The sequence below is a fragment of the Loktanella salsilacus genome, assembly GCF_900114485.1.
GTDB lineage: Bacteria > Pseudomonadota > Alphaproteobacteria > Rhodobacterales > Rhodobacteraceae > Loktanella > Loktanella salsilacus.
The window spans coordinates 87,069-103,451 of sequence record NZ_FOTF01000002.1 but is presented as its reverse complement, the minus strand read 5'-3'; the positions used below and the strand labels follow the sequence as shown (position 1 = coordinate 103,451).

The window sequence follows — 16,383 nt, the reverse complement described above, 5'->3', positions numbered from 1 at the left end:
TTGAGGAAACTTTCATGACGGGGATGGAGACATGAAAAAACAATTTACGCTGGGCGCAGCCCTGCTGATGACCACGACGGCCGCTTCGGCATCGGGCATCGACCGCAACCTGACCAACTACGGCCTGCTGTTTGAAACCGGCAACTACGCTGAGCTGTCATATGCCAACGTCTCGCCATCCGTGTCGGGTACCTATGGCCCGACCGCAACCGCTTTGGGCGGCGGCGCGACAAGCACCGACGTGATGTCCAAAGACTTCGAAACGCTGTCCGGCTCGGTCAAGTATGACCTGACCGACAAGCTGGCACTTGGTCTGTTTTCGAACCAGCCTTTCGGCGCAAACGCCGACTATACCAACGGCTTCTACACCGGCCTTGCTGCTGAATGGGATTCGCGCGGCACGTCTATCGTGCTGAAGTACAAAGTCACGCCAAACATCAGCGTTTACGGCGGTGCCCGCAGCATCGTGTCGCAAGCAACGATCGACATTCCCGACCAGCTGATCCGCGTGCAATATGGTCTGGCTGCACAGCAGCTGGGTGACGCGGCAGCAGCCGCAGCCGCTGGCGGCGACCTTGCCACCGCAGGTGCCCTTGGCCAGCAGGCGCAGCAGCTGGGTGCCATCGCCACGACGACGCCCGTTGGCGGCCTGACCTATAAGGCGACCACCGATTCCGACCGTCAGACCAGCTATATCGTCGGTGCCGCTTATGAGCGTCCCGAGATCGCGCTGCGCGTCGCACTGACCTACGAGTCGGGCTACACGCACTCTTTCGAATCGGTCGAATCCTTTGGCGGTATCGACACTGATCCAATGACGACCAACATCGAAATGCCTGACGTCTACACCCTCGACTTCCAGTCGGGCGTCGCCACAGACACGCTGATCTTCGGTTCGATCCGTCACGCCACCTGGTCCGATTGGGAGGTTCGCCCCCCCGTCTATGGTGCCAGCATCCCTGCAAGCCCCGTGGGCAGCGCACGTGTGACCGGTATCGACACCGACACGACAACTTACCGCATCGGCGTTGGCCGCAAGTTCTCTGACGCGATTTCGGGCTTTGCCCGCGTGACCTACGAGCCCGGCAACGGCGATGTGCTGTCGCGTCTGTCCCCGACGGATGGTTCCATCGCTTACGGCTTTGGCGGCAGCTACACCAACGGCGCAATCAAAGTGACCGGCGGCGTCGAGTACATCACCTTTGGTGAAGGCGACGACAACGAAAACGCGCTGCTGGCGACTAACTTCTCTGACAACGACGCTGTCGCTGTTGGCCTGTCGGTCGGCTACCGTTTCTAAAAATACCTGACCTGAATTGCAAAAGCCCCGGCACATCGCCGGGGCTTTTCGCATGTTTCGGATTGCGCAAGCGCTGCAATCCCCGTCATGTCAGCCCATGACAACACAGCTTCAAAAATCCATGTCCCCCCGCGCTTGGGCAGAGCTTTGCGTTCTGGCCCTGATCTGGGGCGGATCATTCCTGTCAATTCGCGTTGCCTTGAACGAGATGGGGCCGCTGACCGTTGTCGCTTACCGCGTTGGCTTGGCGGCGGTCATCCTGTGGGCCTATGTCGCGTGGCGCGGGCTGGCCGTACCCCGCAGCGCAAGGCTATGGGTCGGCTTTGCGGGCATGGGGCTGCTGAACAATGTGATCCCCTTTAGCCTGATGGCGTGGGGCCAGTTGCATATCGAAACCGGGCTGACAGCAATCCTGAACGCGGGGACCGCGATCTTTGGCGTGCTGGCCGCCGCGGTCTTTTTCGCGGACGAACGCCTGACCCTGCGCCGCGCCATTGGCACCGCGCTTGGGTTTGCGGGCGTTGCCACTGCGATTGGACTAGACCAGCTTGGCGCGCTTGATCCGCGCTCTCTTGGCCAGCTTGCCGTGATTGGCGGCACGGTTTCTTATGCGTTGGCGGGGGTTTGGGCGCGCAAACGCCTTGCCGGCCTGCCGCCGCAGATCGCCGCGGCCGGGATGCTGACAGCCGCCACAGCGATCATTCTGCCCGCCGCTTGGCTGATCGAAGGTCCGCTGCCGCTGCCCCGCGCGCCTGCGACTTGGGCTGCCATCGTATACTACGCCGTGATCGCCACAGCGCTGGCCTATCTGATGTATTACCGCGTGCTGGCGATGGCCGGGTCCGGCAACCTGATGCTGGTCACACTGCTGATCGCACCCGTCGCAATCCTGCTGGGGGCCGTCGCCTTGAACGAGGCGCTGCCGCCCCATGCCTACGCCGGATTTGCCCTGCTCGCGGCAGGGCTGATCGTGCTTAACGGACGTGGCTTAAGACAGAGCGCGCGGCGCGCAGGCCCGGTGCCTCGCCCCCTTTCCCCAGACGGTCCATCGTCAGCGCCATAGCCGTGTGCTGCGCCATTGGCGCGGCGAGTACCGCCCGCAAACCGTTCGCGATTTGCGACGATGTGCAGTCTTGCCCGATGAATTCGGGCACCGCGCGGGTGTCCGACACAAGGTTGACCAGCGTCACCGTATCCACCAACAGCATCCGCCCGATGATCTGGCGCGACAGCCAGTTCATGTCATAGGCGATGACCATAGGCGTGTTCGACGCCGCAAGTTCAAGCGACACCGTGCCAGAAGCCGCCAGCGCCACATCCGCCGCGCGAAAGGCTGCGCGTTTCGCCACCGCATCATCCGGCGCGATCAAGATCGGCTGAGCGGGCCAATCGGCGGTGAGGTCCCGCACCAGATCAGCCACCGGCCCGGCGCAAGGCACGACGACGCGGATGTCGGGCTGGGATTTTTGCAGCAACGCCAAGGCCCCGCCAAAACGGCTGGCCAGCCGTGTCACCTCTCCCTTGCGGGATCCGGGCAGCGCGAGAATCAGGGGCGCATCGCCGATGCCGTGGGCGGCGCGGAAGGCGTCCGCCTCGGCCCCGGTCGCGACAGGCTGCGCCACAACCGGGTGACCGACGAAATCGCAGGTCATACCAGCGGCTTGCATCAACGGCGGCTCGAACGGGAACAGCGCCAGCACATGATCGATATGGCGTGCCATCTTGGCAGCGCGCCCCGGCCGCCACGCCCAGACTGTCGGTGCGACGTAGTGGATGGTGCGGATGTTTGACCGCGCCTTGACCAGCTTTGCCACGCGCAGGCAGAAATCCGGGCTATCGATGGTCAACAGCACGTCAGGCTGGGCCGCGATCACGGCCTCGGCGCATTCGGCAATCCGGCGTTTCAATGCGCGGTATTTCGGCAAGACTTCGGCCAGCCCCATCACGCTCAGCTCGTTCATATCGAACTGGCTGACCAAGCCCTGCGCCTGCATCAGCGGACCGCCGACACCTTGGAATGTCACGTCCGGTGCAAGCGCGTGCAGCCCCGCCATCACCGCGCCGCCAAGGGCATCGCCTGACGGCTCTCCTGCGATCACGAAAACCTTCATGCTGCCCCCTTTGGCCTGACCCACAGGAACATGCCCTGCGCGTCCAACACCTTTATTACACCCGCCAAATCCGGCACCATGACGCCGTCCGCCTCGATCACAATTCCTGCAAGGCCCGCCGCTGCGGCATTCGCCACGGTGCGGGGGCCGATTACAGGCAGATCGGCGCGGCGGTCTTGGTTTGGCTTTGGGCCTTTGAACAGGATCGCGGCCTTTGCCGTTGCTCCTATGCGGCCGAGCATCGCATCCGTGCCTGCGTCATCCTCTGACGCGATCACGGTGCCCTGCCGGATGACACAAGCTTGCCCCAGATCGGCAGCGCCCATCAGGGTCAGCTGCGCCACACCGGCAAGCGCATCCGCGCGGTGCAGCTGGGAAGGCTGCGCTTTGGTCAGAACGCCTGCGGGGGGCAGCAAATCAGGTGCAGCCTCGTGCGCACCGATTACTTGAAATCCACGCTGTTCCAGCACTGCGATAAAGCCACGCAGCGCGCCGTCGTCGCCTTTTCGCAGGCTGCGCCAGATCGTCGGCACCAGCCGAAGCGTCGCAAGGTCAAAGGCGCTGACGTGGATTTGCGGGCGACGGACGCTGCCCACCATGCAGATCTGCGTCACGCCGCGCGCTTTCAAATCGTTCAAAAATCCGCCCAGCCGTTCGATGCGAAAGGTCACATCGGGGGCGATTTCTGGCGTAAAGCCGTCCAGCGCGCAGACCAAAGGCCGCTGCGGCAACGCATGCAGCACCGCCGCCGGCAGCGCGCCGGTCCCGGCGATCAGCGCCAGCATCAGTGCGGTGTCAAGAAACTGCGGTCGCTGTCAGCCATGATAAAGGCCAAGACCTGCTGCACCGCTGCGCTGTCACTGCCCGCCAAACCTTCGGCGCGGGCGTGGAAGGTGCCATCGCCGTCCTTAAGCGCCGCATAGGCTGCCCGCAGGGCAGAGATATCGGCGCGCGGCATACCGCGACGTTTCAGGCCGACAAGGTTCAACCCTTCCAGCGTCGCGCGCGGGCCCATAACAAGGCCGTGGGGGATCACGTCGTTGGTCACCATCGACAGCGCACCGATAATGGCACCCTGCCCGACGCGCACAAACTGATGCAAACCCGACAATCCGCCAACGATAACATCGTCTTCTAGGATGCAATGCCCCGCCACAGCGCTGGAATTCACGATGATGACGCGGTTGCCGATCATGCAATCATGCGCGACGTGGCAGCCCGCCATCAGCAGACAGTCGTCGCCAATCCGGGTCAGACCGCCGCCGCCCGCCGTGCCCGTATTCACCGTCACATGTTCGCGGATGCGGTTGCGTGCGCCGATGCGCAGTTGCGTTTCTTCGCCGTCGAATTTCAGATCCTGCGGGACTTCGCCAATCACGGCGAACTGAAAAACCTCGCACTCGTCGCCGATATGCGTGTCGCCGGTGACGACGACATGGCTTTTCAGGGTCACATTGGCCCCCAGCACCACCTTGGGCCCGACAAGGCAAAAGGCACCAATCACGCAGCCTTCGCCGATGACGGCCCCGTCTTCGATAACCGCGCTAGGGTGAATCTGTGCCATCAGTTGCGCATGTCCAACATGGCGGCAAATTCACATTCGCAGGCCAATTCGCCATCAACTTCGGCGCGGCCATGGAATTTCCAGACCTTTGCACCGGGTTTGCCGCGCAGGGTTTTCACCTTCATCAGCATCCGGTCGCCGGGGATCACTTTGCGGCGGAATTTACAGGCATCGATCGACATGAAGTAGATCAGCAGATCGCCGTTGATCAGCCCCATGGACGCGCCAACCATGACGCCAGCGGTCTGGGCCATCGCCTCGATGATCGTCACGCCGGGCATGATCGGGGCACCGGGAAAGTGGCCTTGAAAATGCGGCTCGTTCATCGTCACGTTCTTAATGCCCGTGGCCGAGGTCGTCCCGTCAATGTCGATCACGCGGTCAACCAGCAAGAACGGATAGCGATGAGGCAGGATGCTTTGGATCAGCTGAATATCACATTCGGTGATCGGGTCGGTGGTCTCTTGCGTCGGGGCATCGGTCATCGGCTCTTCGTCCTTCACTTAAATGATGCGCGCGGCACCTGCGTTTTGATTACCAAGCTGCCCTGATCCGGGCAAGGGCAGCAAAGGTTTACGGATTTTCGGGATCAAGAACCGGCAAGGCGCCGGAGTCTTGCGCGGGTGCGTCTTGCGGACCCGGCACAGTGGCTGGCGGCACGATGTCAGAGGGCACGGCGCTGGGGGGCACTTCACTTAGCGCGGGCACATCGCTGGGCGCGCTACCATCCGCATCCACGAATTGCGCATCAATCCGTGCAATCGCTTCTTCGGTAATGTCCGCCGACAAAAGCGCAATGAAAACAGAGCGTTGATCGAATGTGACTGTCGCGCCTTTTTCGATCATCAACTGACCGACGACGCCCTGCACCTGCGCAAAGAAATCCTTTTGTGCCGTCAGGCGGGCGTTTTGCAACGCGACCTCTTTGGCGTCGCGGGCGCGGCGGATGCCTTGCACCTTGGTGTCGAAATCCGCCGCTTCTTGACGAAAATCAGCGGCTGGCATGGTGGGACGGCGCAGGGTCAGGCTGCGCTCTTCCTCGGTCAAGGCGGCTACAATGCGGTCATTTTCCGCCTTCAACGCCTCGGCGTTGGTGTCCAGATTAGCCCGGATCTGCTGGCCGTAGCGCGACTCTTGATACAGCCGGTCGCTGTCCACGATCAGCACCGGCGGCGCGTCCGCCGGCACCTGTTGCGCGCCAGCGGGGGTGATCGACGCCAGTGTCACCACCAGCGCAGCCGCTAGCGCCCGCATCAGAACGACGTCGAAATCGTGACGTCGAAGACCTGCGTTTCGTCGTACTCTTCGGACTTCAGCGCTTCGGTAAAGTTGAACCGCAGCGGGCCAAGCGGTGTGGTCCAGAAGATCGACAGACCAGCCGTCGCGCGCGGCGTGAAGCCGTCATAGATGATGTTCGTGTCAGACGACCCATCGCGGCCCACATCCCAGACCGAGCCATAGTCCGCAAACACACCGCCAGTGATGCCATATTCCTCTGGCAAGCCCAGCGGGAATTCAGCCTCTAGCCGCGCGACAGCGTAGGAATTACCGCCCAGCGAGTCGTTGATGTCCGTATCGCCGCCCGGCTGGTAATCGCGTGGGCCGACGCCGTTGGTGTCAAAGCCGCGGAACGAATTGCCGTTCAGGAAAAAGCGGTCGGTGATGCGGCTAAAGCCTTCTTGATAGGCCAGATGACCACCCTCGATCGTGGCGCGCAGGGTCACGTCGTCGTTCAGCACCTTACGCTCTGCCGCGGCCAGCGCCGTGGTTTTGATGAACTGGGTGTCGCCAAAGGCGAATTCCTGACCAAACCGGAACACGTAACCAGATGTCGGATCAAGGCCGGTGCGGCGGTTATCGAACGAATAGCTGTATCCAACAGAGGCGTTGAACACGCCGTCCTGATCCGCTTCTTCTTGGATAAAGTCGCTGACGCTATCCACGTCGCCGGTCAGGTCGTTGTATTCCAGCGCAACAAAGGTCGACATCCGGCCGCTTTCGCTGACTGGGAAAGTCAGGGTCGGGCTGACGCGGAATGTCTCTGTGTCGTAGTTATCTTCGTCATCGAAGGATGTGCGATAGCTGAAGTCAAAGCTGGCACGCAGGTCGCGGCCCAGAAAGTTCGGCTCTGACAGGCTAAAATCCAGCACGCGGTTGGATTCAGCGGTCGACACCTGAAGGCTGAGGGACTGGCCGCGGCCAAGGAAGTTCTTTTCACGGAAGCTGGCGACAAGGCCGACACCGTCGTCGGTGTTGTAGTTCGCGCCAAACGACAGCGAGCCTGTTGGCGCTTCTTCGACGTTCACATCGACGATGACCTGATCAGGGGTCGATCCTTCACGTGCTTCGACGCTGGTGTTGGTGAAAAAGCCAAGCGCGCGGATGCGGTCGGCGGCTTCGCGGATGGTACGCGGGTTGAAGGGATCGCCCTCGACCGTGCGGAACTGGTTGCGCACAACCCGGTCCAGCGTAGTAGAGTTGCCTTCGATATCAATACGTTCAACGAAAATACGCGGGCCGCGGACCAGCTTGTAATCCACATTCAGCGACAGGTCGCGGTCGTTGCGCGTGACCACAGGTTCCACCGCCACAAAGGTCAGACCGCGCTGGATCGCCAACCGTTCAAGGCGGGCAATATCGCGGTCGATCTGACCAGGGTTATAGTCCATGCCCGTCTTGGTCGTCAGCGCCTTTTGAAACTCAGCGACGTTAATTTCCGGCAGATCAGAACTGGCAGAGACGTTGGCAAAGGTGAACTTCTGACCTTCCTGCACGTTGTACGTGATCAGGTAGGCATCACGCTCGCGGGTCAGCGTCACATCGACGTTTTGCAGCGTGAAATCGGCATAGCCGCGCGACTGATAGAAGTCGGTCAACACCTGCTTGTCGAAATTGATGCGGTCCTCGGAATAGGTGTCGCGGCTGATGATCGCGCGCAGCAGGCCCGCCTGCTTGGTTTCCAGCACTCCGCGCAAACGGCGGTCCGAATAGCTGCGGTTGCCGACAAAGGTAATGCGCTGCACTTCGGTCACGCCGGCTTCGGACACTTCGAACACCAGGTTCACGCGGTTTTCGCTGAGCCGGATAATCCGGGGCGTGACCGACGCGTTGATCCGGCCGTTCTTGGCGTAAAGCCCGGTGATCGTGGCAACGTCTTGGTCGACTGTTGCGGGGGAATAGATCTTGCGCGGCTGGCTTTGCATCAGGGGCAGGAATTCGGCGTCCGACAGACGGCGGTTCCCCTCGATCGAGATTTGGTTCACGGTCGGGAATTCAACAACGTTGATCGACAAGGTGCTGCCATTGGCCTGCACATCGACCGTTTCAAACAGGCCAGAGTCGCGGATCTTCTGCGCGGCAGTGTTCACTTGATCGGCGCTTAGCGCCTCACCCCGGCTGATGCCCGCGAATGACAGGATCGTGCTATCAGCGACCCGCTGGTTGCCGTCAATCTGCACCGCGTTAAAGGCAAAGTTCTGCGCGCTGGCACCGCTGACCTGAAGCACCAACAGCATCGCTGAAAGCGTCAAGCTGGCCCGTGCGACCCGTGTTGCGACCCCAGTTGAGACTGGCGCATTTGCACCCGCGTTTTTATTGATCATGATGCTGCCTGCTACCCGTGTTCCCTGTTGCATTTGAATTACCCAACCCGAACCCGGATGTCAAAACGAACAAGCACGCCCGAGGGCGTGCTAGCAAAGGTAAATTGGCAGTGTGGCTTAAAGCAGAGCGATATAGGCCCCAGCGTAAAGCGCAGCGATCATCATGCCTGCGGTCAGAAGGCGATCCCAGTTCAGTGACAACAATGTGCTAACACCTTTGTAGCTTTTCGAAATGGTCTGCATCTGCGGCTCCTTCTTAGTCTTAAGAGGTACTAAGAAAAAATTAAGGCCGAAATGCGGCAGCGCTATGTCCCGTTAGGGGCACAGTACCAGATCATTCAGGATTGCAAAGACCATCAACGAGCCAATCATAGCGACACCGGCCATCATCAAAACGTTCAGCGCGCGGTCCGACGGCTTGCGGCGGGTAATCGCCTCGTAGGCGTGAAACACAAGGTGTCCGCCGTCCAGCACGGGGATCGGGAACAGGTTCAGCAGGCCAACCGCCGCCGACAGCATACCGATGAACAGCACATAGCTGGTCGCGCCTTGGCTGGCCATTGTGGCGCTGGTTTGGGCGATCCCGACAGGGCCGGACAGGTTGCAGGTCGAAATCGCACCGGTCACGATATGCGCCAGCGCAGAAAGCGACGTCGTGATTGTCATCCACAACTGCTGCATCCCCAGCCAGACCGCACGCCAAGGCGAAATACGATCTGTCGCCACGTCAAAGAACAAATCGCCCGTGATGCCGATCAACCATCGCGTCTCAAAACCGCCATCCGCTTGTGGCAGGTCCATGCGGCGCGGGGCCAGCGTAATGGCGCGGGTTTCGCCGCTGCGCCAGACCGTCAGGTCCAGATCGCGGCCATCGGCGGCGTTCACGATGTCGATAAGCTGCTGAAAGGCAAAGACCGGCGCGCCGTCGACGGCAGTGATGACATCGCCAATCTTAAGCCCGGCATCATCCGCAGCGGACCGCGGCGTCACGCCAGAGGCGCGCGGCGGCAGCGGATAAGGGCCCTGCACCACGATTTCGTCGCCATTCCGGCGCACAGTGTAATCGACGCGGTCGGTGACAGGCAGGCTGTCCAGCCCCTCGTCCTCGCCCATCGTGATCCCGCCGATCATGATGATTTCATCGCCCGGCAGCATGTCAGAGGCATAGGCCGGCGGCAGCGCCACCTCTGCCGCATAGGTCACCGGATCGCGCGGCGCGCCGGACACCATGATGTAACCAGCGAACAGGATAATCGCCAAAATAAAGTTAAAAATCGGCCCCGCTGCGACCGTTGCAGCCCGTGCCCACAGAGGCGCGCCCAGCATCGTATGGCGGGCATCCCTGCCCTCTGCCACATCGGTGCCGCCGACGCTGGCTGCATTGGCATCGCCCAGAAACTTGACGTAGCCGCCAAACGGCAGCGCCGCGATCTGCCAGACCGTGCCGCGCTTATCCGTGCGCGCAAACAGCACCGGGCCAAACCCGATCGAGAAGACCTCGGCGTGGATTCCGCTCCAACGGCCGACGATGTAATGGCCATATTCGTGGATCGCCACGATGATGGACAAGGACACCACGAACATCAAAAGCGTGAACAGGCCACCGCCCAGCTGCGGTAGAAGTTGCGTCAGATCCACTGTGTTATCCCCGATGTGTCAAAGCATCCGCAACACGCTGGCGCGTCTCGCGGTCGATATCCAAAATAGTGTCTAACTGCATCGGGGCATTTTGCGGACCCTCATGTGCTGACATTTTGGCGAGCGCGTCTGCAACGACGCCGCTCATGTCCATGAAACCGATGCGGCCTGCGATAAAAGCATCAAGCGCGGCCTCTTTTGCGGCGTTAAACACCGCGCCCATCGCGCCGCCCGCCTGCATGACGTCGCGCGCAAGGCGCAGCGCGGGCCAGCGGGCCTCGTCCGGGGTGCGAAAAGTCAGCTGGCCGATTTGCGCCAGATCAAGGCGGTCCACAGGCAGATGTTTGCGGTCCGGCCAGTGCAGCGCATAACCGATGGCGTGGCGCATGTCGGGCGGGCCAACGTGGGCCATCAGCGCACCGTCGTTAAAGCCGACCAGCGCATGCACCAACGATTCAGGGTGCACGATCGCCTCGATCTTGTCCGGGCTGATGCCAAAGAACTCTTTGGTCTCAATCAGTTCCAAGGCCTTGTTGAACATGGATGCGCTATCAATCGTGATGCGCTGCCCCATGTCCCAATTCGGATGGCTGGAGGCTTGCGCCAGCGTCGCGCTTGCCAGCTGTTCCAGCGGCCAGTCGCGAAACGCGCCGCCCGATGCGGTGATGACGATGCGTTCAACGGCCGCCATGTCCTCGCCCACCAGCGCTTGAAACACGGCGGAATGTTCGCTGTCGACCGGCAGGATCGTCGCGCCATATTTGCGCACGGTCGCCAGCAAAAGCGGGCCAGCGGTGACAAGGGATTCCTTGTTTGCCAGCGCCAGCGTCGTGCCCTGTTCCAGCGCCGCCATCCCCGGCGGCAAGCCAGCGGCACCGACAATCGCGGACATGATCCAATCGGCGGGCATGCGGGCGGCGTCATTGATCGCCTCTGCACCGCAGGCCACGCGGATACCGGTGCCGGACAGCAGGTCTTGCAAAACGGGGTATGCGGCAGGGTCGGAAACGACGGCAACTTCGGCCTGCAAGTCCTTGGCATCTTTCGCCAATTGCACGGCGTTGGACCCGCCCGTCAGGGCGACGACATGATACGCCGCGCGGTCACGGCGGATCAGGTCAATGGTGCTTTGGCCGATAGATCCGGTCGCACCCAGAATGGTGATCCGCCTCAAAAGGCGACTCCCGGCACGTTAAAAAGGCCGGCCACCAACAGCATGAAAAGCGAGGCACCCAGCAGCGCATCAAAGCGGTCAAACAGCCCGCCGTGTCCGGGGATCAGGGTGGAGCTGTCCTTGACCTTCATCCGGCGCTTTAGCCCGCTTTCGGCAGCATCGCCAAGCTGGCTGGCAAAGCTAAGGACCATCGACAGCAGCACAATTTCAAACCCAGCGCTGGTGAACAGCGTAAAGATATAGCCCACAATGCCCGCCGCGACCCAGCCGCCAGCGGTGCCGGACCATGTCTTTTTCGGGCTAACCTTGGGCCAGAATTTCGGCCCGCCAACAGCGCGGCCAATCATGTAGCCAAAGACATCCGTCGCCACGACAACGCAGATCAGCCACAGGATCCAGCCAAAGCCATAGTCGGCGCGGAAGGTGACAATGCCCCAGCCCGCAACCTGAATGCCTAAGGAAAAACAAAAGAATGCAAGGCGTTCGTGCTTTACCCGCCATGCGCCAATCAGGGGCACCACAAGGAACAGCAACAGACCAAGCGCGGTCGCATGGACCAGCATGCCCGACAGCACAGAGGCCGTCAGCGCCGCCAGCAACATGCCCGGCGTGGGCAGGTCAGAGGCGATCATCATCCACAATTCCCAGATCATCACGGCGGTCACAAAGACCACCATCATCTGGAACCAAACGCCGCCCATCACGACGCCAATCGCGCCTACGACAACCATCGCGGCGCTAGACGCAAGCCGGACGGTCAGATCATCCCATTTACCAGAGGGTGTCGGCACGCCAGCGCTCACGTCAGGCTACCACCCCGCCAAAACGGCGCTCTCTTGCGCCGAACTTCGACAGGACTTCGGCGAACACTTCGGCGCTGAAATCAGGCCAGAGCGTGTCGATAAATTCGTATTCCGCATAGGCCGACTGCCACAGCAAGAAGTTGCTGATCCGCGCCTCGCCGCTGGTGCGGATGACCAGATCGGGGTCGGGCAGAAAGCGGGTATCAAGGAACTTGGACAGCGCCTCGGCGTCGACGTCTTTGTAGGACAGACGCCCCTGCTCGACCTCGAACGCCAGCCTTTGGGCCGCGCGGGTGACTTCATCGCGGCCGCCATAGTTCAGCGCGATGGTCAGATGCACCTTGTCGTTGTCGGCGGTGTAAAGCTCTAGGTTGTCCATCATGCGGACCAGCTTGTCGTCCAGCCGGATGCGGTCGCCGATAAAGCGCACGCGCACGCCTTCGTCGAACAGCGCCTTGGCTTCGCGCATGATATAGCGCCGGAACAGCGCCATCAGGCCCGCGACTTCGGTCTGTGTCCGCTTCCAGTTTTCCGTGGAAAACGCAAAGATTGTCAGATACTTAACGCCCTGATCGGGGCAAGCGCGTACGATTTCGCGCACGCGTTTCGCCCCGGCGTGGTGACCGAACAGGCGCGGACGCCCGCGCTGCTGTGCCCAGCGGCCATTGCCATCCATAATCACGGCGACGTGGTTCGGGCCGCCTGTGTTTGGTGTGATGTCCGTCTCGGGCATGAGGCCTCTTTTCCACGGTTGCGACCCAGTCCGGGTCAATCAGGTCGTCCGGCGCGCGGCCTTAAACCTGCATAATCTCAGCTTGCTTGCTTTCCAGCGTTTCGTCCACTTTCTTGATGTGGGCGTCGGTCAGTTCCTGCACGGCGGCTTCCCAGAATTTCTGGTCATCGTCGGCCATGCCGTCTTTGTTTTTCTTGATCTGATCCATGCCGTCGCGGCGCAGGTTGCGAATGCTGACGCGCGTGGCTTCGGCATAGCCGCCCGCCACTTTGGTCAGCTCGCGGCGACGCTCTTCGTTCAGCTCTGGGATCGGCAACATGATAATCGTGCCGTTCAGCTGGGGATTAATGCCCAGACCGCTTTCGCGGATCGCCTTTTCGACCTTGTTCACAAGGCCCTTGTCCCAGACGTTGATCGTGACCATCCGCGGCTCTGGCACGTTGACTGTGCCGACCTGGTTGATCGGGGTCGGGCTGCCATAAGCATCCACCATGATCGGTTCCAGCATAGAGCCAGAAGCCCGGCCGGTGCGCAAAGACGCCAGTTCCACGCGCAGGTTAGCGATCGCGCCATCCATGCGGCGGCCCAGGTCGTCGGTATCGAGTTCGAAATCTTCAGCCATAATCGTCATGCTCTGTCTTGCGGCAAATTGCCTACTTTCCCCGCTCTTAGGGGAAAGTCGTTGAATTGTATAGCGCGCGCCGCGTCAGTTTCCCCTGAGTGTGGCGCAATCACGCGTATGGGTTCAGTCGTGGACGGTGGTCGAGGTGCCCTCGCCCGCAAGGATCCCCTTGAAGCCGCCGGTATCGTCCAAGCTGAAAACAATGATCGGCAGGTGGTTATCGCGGGCCAAGGCAATGGCGCTGGCATCCATCACGCCCAGATGCTTTTGCAGCACCTCGTCATAGCTGATCCGCTCGTAACGCACCGCGTCATCGAACTTGTTCGGGTCTTTGTCATAAACGCCATCAACCTTGGTGCCTTTAAAGATGGCCTCGCAGGACATCTCGTTAGCGCGCAGCGTCGCGGCGGTGTCGGTGGTGAAATAAGGGTTGCCCGTGCCAGCGGCAAAGATGCAAACGCGCTTTTTCTCTAGGTGGCGCACGGCGCGGCGGCGGATGTAGGGCTCGCAGACCTGATCCATCGGGATGGCGGAAATCACGCGGGTGTGGATTTTCAGCTCTTCCAGCGCGGATTGCATCGCCAGCGCGTTCATCACCGTCGCCAGCATCCCCATGTAGTCAGCCGTCGTGCGCTCCATGCCTTGGGCAGAGCCTTGCAGGCCGCGAAAGATGTTGCCGCCGCCGATGACCATGCAAATCTCGACGCCCATATCGTGGACGGACTTGACCTCTCTCGCGATGCGCTGGACGGTTGGCGGATGCAGGCCAAAGGCGGTGTCGCCCATCAAAGCCTCACCAGAGATCTTGAGCATTACGCGTCCGTATTTGGTCCGCTCTTCGGTCATGGGTAAGGATCCTTATGCTGGGGCTGCCGTTTGGGGCTGCTGCGGGCTGCGGTCTTGCGGCTTTCGCTTTGGCGCAAAATGAAGCATATGGGCAAAAGGTTCAATGCCGTGTGACGGCGCAATGCAGATTTCGCCCATGATCTTGAACGCGATCCCCGCGGTAGCCCCTGATACGCCGATCCTGATCGCTGGCCCGACGGCCAGCGGCAAGTCGGCACTGGCGCTGGCAATCGCCCGCGCGCAGGGCGGTGTGATCGTGAACGCGGATGCGTTGCAGGTCTTTGACGGCTGGCGTTTGCTGACCGCGCGCCCGCCGGACGCGGATTTAGCGCAGGCACCGCATCTGCTGTATGGCCACGTGCCGCTGGACCAATCCTATTCCGTCGGCCACTGGCTGCGCGATGTGGCCCCCTTGCTGCAGGGGGCGCGGCCCATCATCGTCGGCGGCACAGGTCTGTATTTCAGCGCCCTGACCGAAGGTCTGGCTGACATCCCCGCCACGCCAGCGGACGTGCGCGTCGCAGGTGATGCACTGGCGCTGCCCGATCTGCTGGCCCAAATCGACGATGCCACCCGCGCCCGCATCGACACCGCCAACCGCATGCGCGTGCAGCGCGCGTGGGAAGTGCTGCAGACCACAGGCCGCGCCCTTGCCGATTGGCAGGACAACACGCCGCCGCCGCTGCTGCCATTAGCGGATGCCCTGCCCCTTGTGATTGACGCCCCCAAAGACTGGCTGAGCCCCCGCATCGCCCGCCGCTTTGATCTGATGCTGGACCAAGGCGCGCTGGCTGAAGCCGCCGCCATCCGCCCGCAGTGGAACCCGGCTGATCAATCCGCGCGCGCCATTGGCGCGACTGAACTGATCGCCCATCTGGACGGCGAAATGTCGCTGAGCGATGCGCGGGCTGCCGCGATCATCGCCACACGGCAATATGCAAAGCGGCAAAGGACTTGGTTTGCCCGCCGAATGCGCGATTGGTATCGCATTGATGCATCATCCACAGATTTATCCACAGGTCTGGCGGGCCAACCCTGAAAAGACGTTGTTTTTCAAAGCGCCGCGCCGCAAGGTTTGCACAACTTTGACTGGATGCACCTGATGCCCAACGACTTTGCCCAGCTGCCGCTGCCTGACGCAGCCCCGGCCACCCTCGCCTTGCAGGCCCTTGGCCAAACGCCGCAAGCAAACCGCTGGCGCACAGAGGCGATGCGCAGCCATGCCACGCCGCGCCTGATCTTTTTCGCACGCGGCCAAGGGCGCATTACCGTCGCCGGCCTGACCAGCGGGTACGGCCCCAACAACCTGATCTTTATTCCCGCCCGCACGATGTACGGGTTCGAGATCGGTGCCGCTGTCTTTGGCCAAATCCTGACCCTACCCGCCGCGATGGCCGCCGAATGGCCGGACACGCCAGTCCATCTGCGCCTGCGCGATGTGGCGGGGCAAAAGGAACTGCTGGCGCTGATTGAGGGGCTAGAGCGCGAGCTGCAATCATCGCGCCCCCACAGCCGCCGCGCGGCGCATTATCACGCGGGGCTGCTGTCGGTTTTCTTTGCCCGCCAGATCGCCCTGCAAAGCATCGATCCAGCGCTGGCCCGTCAGCAGACCAGCGCAGCAAAGCTTGTTGCCGCCTATACCGGGTTGATCGAGCGTGATTTTCGGTCAGACCACGGCGTCGCAGACTACGCCTCTGAACTGGGCGTGACGCCCACCCACCTGACGCGCTGTTGCCGCCAGACCTGCGGTCAATCCGCGCTTGGCCTGCTGGCCGACCGCCGCCACTTCGAGGCGTGCACAATGCTGCGCGACACCAAAACGCCTGTGCAGGACATTGCCAGCCAGACCGGCTTTCAATCTGCCGCCTATTTCAGCCGCGCCTTTCAGGCCCGCGCCGGCGTCAGCCCCACCACGTTCCGCCGCGCAGGCCCGCAGGTCCGGTCCCGTTGAGATAAATCTAGGGTGTGTCCGCAAACCGCGTTGGTCCGC

Annotated in this window: 17 protein-coding genes; 4 read left to right on the top strand and 13 right to left on the bottom strand. The window is 61.7% G+C overall.

What is annotated here, in order from left to right:
• The first annotated feature begins 31 nt into the window (after positions 1 to 31).
• Positions 32 to 1,300 carry a hypothetical protein gene (locus BM131_RS02025; protein WP_090184902.1) on the top strand — a complete coding sequence of 423 codons (1,269 nt, stop codon included), beginning with the start codon at positions 32 to 34 and terminating at the stop codon, positions 1,298 to 1,300.
• Positions 1,301 to 1,397: 97 nt separating this feature from the next.
• Entirely contained in the window at positions 1,398 to 2,363 is a 966-nt protein-coding gene (locus BM131_RS02020) for a DMT family transporter (RefSeq protein ID WP_090185349.1), read from the top strand.
• Here the strand turns inward: BM131_RS02020 and lpxB are convergent.
• The 13 genes from lpxB to pyrH form a co-directional block, all read right to left on the bottom strand.
• A complete protein-coding gene (lpxB, locus tag BM131_RS02015) occupies positions 2,275 to 3,411 on the bottom strand; it encodes a lipid-A-disaccharide synthase (RefSeq protein WP_090184899.1) in 1,137 nt (378 codons plus the stop codon). The two genes, BM131_RS02020 and lpxB, sit on opposite strands and share 89 nt — an antisense overlap.
• Positions 3,408 to 4,196 carry an LpxI family protein gene (locus BM131_RS02010; protein WP_090184897.1) on the bottom strand — a complete coding sequence of 263 codons (789 nt, stop codon included), beginning with the start codon at positions 4,194 to 4,196 and terminating at the stop codon, positions 3,408 to 3,410. The genes lpxB and BM131_RS02010 overlap by 4 nt, the downstream gene beginning before the upstream one ends.
• Positions 4,196 to 4,975 carry an acyl-ACP--UDP-N-acetylglucosamine O-acyltransferase gene (gene lpxA, locus BM131_RS02005; RefSeq protein WP_090184894.1) on the bottom strand — a complete coding sequence of 260 codons (780 nt, stop codon included), beginning with the start codon at positions 4,973 to 4,975 and terminating at the stop codon, positions 4,196 to 4,198. Before lpxA ends, BM131_RS02010 begins: the two co-directional genes overlap by 1 nt.
• Positions 4,975 to 5,460 (bottom strand): 3-hydroxyacyl-ACP dehydratase FabZ, encoded by a 486-nt coding sequence (gene fabZ, locus BM131_RS02000; protein WP_090184891.1) that lies wholly within the window; start codon positions 5,458 to 5,460, stop codon positions 4,975 to 4,977. The genes lpxA and fabZ overlap by 1 nt, the downstream gene beginning before the upstream one ends.
• An 88-nt stretch (positions 5,461 to 5,548) precedes the next feature.
• Complete coding sequence (locus BM131_RS01995) at positions 5,549 to 6,229, bottom strand: OmpH/Skp family outer membrane protein (protein ID WP_090184888.1); 681 nt, start codon at positions 6,227 to 6,229, stop codon at positions 5,549 to 5,551.
• A complete protein-coding gene (gene bamA, locus BM131_RS01990; RefSeq protein WP_090184885.1) occupies positions 6,229 to 8,577 on the bottom strand; it encodes an outer membrane protein assembly factor BamA in 2,349 nt (782 codons plus the stop codon). The genes BM131_RS01995 and bamA overlap by 1 nt, the downstream gene beginning before the upstream one ends.
• Before the next feature lie 117 nt (positions 8,578 to 8,694).
• The gene (locus BM131_RS20645; RefSeq protein ID WP_281245293.1) at positions 8,695 to 8,820 is read right to left on the bottom strand and encodes a hypothetical protein; all 126 of its coding nucleotides are present in this window, start codon (positions 8,818 to 8,820) and stop codon (positions 8,695 to 8,697) included.
• Positions 8,821 to 8,892: 72 nt separating this feature from the next.
• On the bottom strand, positions 8,893 to 10,215 hold the full coding sequence (rseP, locus tag BM131_RS01985; protein ID WP_175499124.1) for an RIP metalloprotease RseP: 1,323 nt from the start codon (positions 10,213 to 10,215) through the stop codon (positions 8,893 to 8,895).
• Between the two features lie 4 nt (positions 10,216 to 10,219).
• Positions 10,220 to 11,389: a 1-deoxy-D-xylulose-5-phosphate reductoisomerase gene (gene dxr / locus BM131_RS01980; protein WP_090184883.1), complete on the bottom strand. Its 1,170-nt coding sequence runs from the start codon at positions 11,387 to 11,389 to the stop codon at positions 10,220 to 10,222.
• Entirely contained in the window at positions 11,386 to 12,192 is an 807-nt protein-coding gene (locus tag BM131_RS01975) for a phosphatidate cytidylyltransferase (protein WP_090184880.1), read from the bottom strand. Before BM131_RS01975 ends, dxr begins: the two co-directional genes overlap by 4 nt.
• 1 nt (position 12,193) lies before the next feature.
• Complete coding sequence (gene uppS / locus BM131_RS01970; RefSeq protein WP_090184878.1) at positions 12,194 to 12,925, bottom strand: polyprenyl diphosphate synthase; 732 nt, start codon at positions 12,923 to 12,925, stop codon at positions 12,194 to 12,196.
• 61 nt (positions 12,926 to 12,986) lie between these two features.
• On the bottom strand, positions 12,987 to 13,547 hold the full coding sequence (gene frr, locus BM131_RS01965; RefSeq protein ID WP_090185345.1) for a ribosome recycling factor: 561 nt from the start codon (positions 13,545 to 13,547) through the stop codon (positions 12,987 to 12,989).
• A 123-nt stretch (positions 13,548 to 13,670) separates the two neighbouring features.
• Entirely contained in the window at positions 13,671 to 14,393 is a 723-nt protein-coding gene (gene pyrH / locus BM131_RS01960) for a UMP kinase (protein ID WP_090184874.1), read from the bottom strand.
• Between the two features lie 121 nt (positions 14,394 to 14,514).
• On the opposite strand from pyrH, the gene miaA reads away from it, so the two are divergent.
• Together miaA and BM131_RS01950 are read left to right on the top strand one after the other, a co-directional pair.
• Positions 14,515 to 15,432: a tRNA (adenosine(37)-N6)-dimethylallyltransferase MiaA gene (gene miaA, locus BM131_RS01955; RefSeq protein WP_090184871.1), complete on the top strand. Its 918-nt coding sequence runs from the start codon at positions 14,515 to 14,517 to the stop codon at positions 15,430 to 15,432.
• A 63-nt stretch (positions 15,433 to 15,495) separates the two neighbouring features.
• Positions 15,496 to 16,344, top strand: coding sequence for a helix-turn-helix transcriptional regulator (locus tag BM131_RS01950; RefSeq protein ID WP_090185342.1), 849 nt, complete (start codon positions 15,496 to 15,498; stop codon positions 16,342 to 16,344).
• Positions 16,345 to 16,383 lie beyond the last annotated feature (39 nt).